This is a genomic window from Pelatocladus sp. (assembly GCF_059505505.1).
Genome location: NZ_JCACKS010000197.1, coordinates 1 through 2,040, shown reverse-complemented (window position 1 = coordinate 2,040; position 2,040 = coordinate 1). Strand labels below are relative to the sequence as shown.

1 protein-coding gene is annotated in these 2,040 nt (G+C 36.2%); it reads left to right on the top strand.

Annotation, left to right across the window (positions count from 1 at the left end):
- Window positions 1-1,952: Tn3 family transposase (locus AC5JMK_RS15040; RefSeq protein WP_495910462.1), on the top strand; the 1,952-nt coding region annotated here is incomplete at its 5' end.
- Window positions 1,953-2,040: the final 88 nt, after the last annotated feature.

Below are 2,040 nucleotides of genomic sequence, written 5' to 3'. Positions count from 1 at the left end.
ATGGTATAGTCAAAGATGTAATTTTTCCAGTTGCTTCTGAGGTGACTCTAAAAAATTTGGTAAAAGAGTATAAATCTTCAGGAAATGCTTACCGCGAGAAAGTTTATGCGGTTATGCGTTCAAGTTATAGTTCCTATTATCGTCGCATTTTACCACTGATTTTAAGTAAGCTTGAATTCCGTTCAAATAATGAGGTACATCGTCCCGTTATTCAAGCTTTAGAATTACTCAAAAAGTATGCTGATAGTAAACAACGTTACTATGACCCTGGAGAAGAAATTCCGATTGATGGAGTATTACCCCCAGGATGGCAAGATATTATATTAGATACTTCAGAAGATGATTCAATCAAAATTAATCGCATTAATTACGAGTTGAGCGTACTTCAAGCATTAAGAGAAAAGCTTAGATGTAAAGAAATATGGGTTGTAGGAGCGAACCATTACAGAAATCCGGAAGAAGATTTACCTGCTGATTTTGAGGCACAAAGGTTAGAGTATTTTCAGGCTTTAAAACAACCATCTGATGTAGAAGTATTTATTGCTGATTTGAAAAGACAAATGGATGAAGCTTTAAGCTTATTTGATAAAGGTTTCCCCAAAAATCCCCACGTCAAAATCAAAACTTCAAGCAAAGCTAGGATTTCACTTTCGCCCTTAAATCCTCAGAATGAACCAGTTAACTTAAAAAGACTAAAAACTGAAATTACTAAACGTTGGCGCATGACTAGCCTCTTAGATATTCTCAAAGAGACTGATTTACGAGTTAATTTTACCTCACATTTTAAAACTGTCTCAACACGAGAAGTTTTAAGCCCTCATATATTACAAAAACGCTTGCTACTCTGTTTATATGGTTTAGGGACTAATACCGGGTTAAAGCGTTTAAGTGATGAGATTAAAGGTGATGATTACCATACTTTACTACATGTAAAACGTCATTTTATTCATAAAGACCAATTAAGAAACGCCATTGCATCAATCGCCAATGCGATTTTTAATATTAGGAAACCTATTATTTGGGGAGAAGGTACAACTACATGCGCTTCTGACTCGAAGAAGTTTGGTGCTTGGGACCAAAATTTAATGACTGAGTGGCACATTCGCTATGGTGGGCGTGGCGTGATGATTTACTGGCATGTTGAAAAGAATTCTGTTTGTATTTATTCACAGTTAAAAACTTGTTCTTCTTCAGAAGTTGCGGCAATGATTGAAGGATTGCTACGCCATTGTACAGACATGAAAATTGAAAAAAATTATGTAGATAGTCACGGTCAAAATGACGTTGCTTTTGCTTTTTGTAATTTGCTCGGTTTTCAGTTAATGCCACGCCTTAAACGTATAAATGTCCAAAAGTTATATCGCCCATCAACCGGAAATAACGATGCTTATCCCAACTTGCAACCTATTTTAACTCGCGCTATAAATTGGGATTTAATTCGCCAGCAATACGACCAAATGATAAAATATGCGACAGCTTTGCGTTTAGGTATGGCAGAAACTGAAGCTATATTAAAGCGTTTTACCAAAGCTAATTTACTACACCCTACTCATCAAGCTTTAATGGAATTGGGTAAAGCTGTAAAGACCATATTTTTATGTAAATACCTCCATTTATATGAACTGCGACAAGAAATAAACGCTGGGTTGAATGTTGTGGAGAATTGGAATGGTGCTAATAGTTTTATTTTTTACGGCAAGAGTGGGGAGATTGCTACCAATAACTTGTCCGACCAGGAATTAGCAGTACTATGTCTGCATTTATTACAGATATCTTTAGTATATATCAATACTTTAATCATTCAGCAGGTTTTATCCCAGCCGCAATGGATGAAACTAATGAAGGAGGAGGATTTGCGAGCGCTTTCGCCTTTAATCTGGGGTCATGTTAACCCCTACGGCACTTTTCGTTTGGATATGAATGAAAGATTACCAATTGAAATTGCGGCTTAACTATACTAAAGTCCTTGCTATATAAGGACTTAATTCTATACTAAACCGTTTAGTTTGCACTTCGTGACAGCTTCCCGATATTTACCCC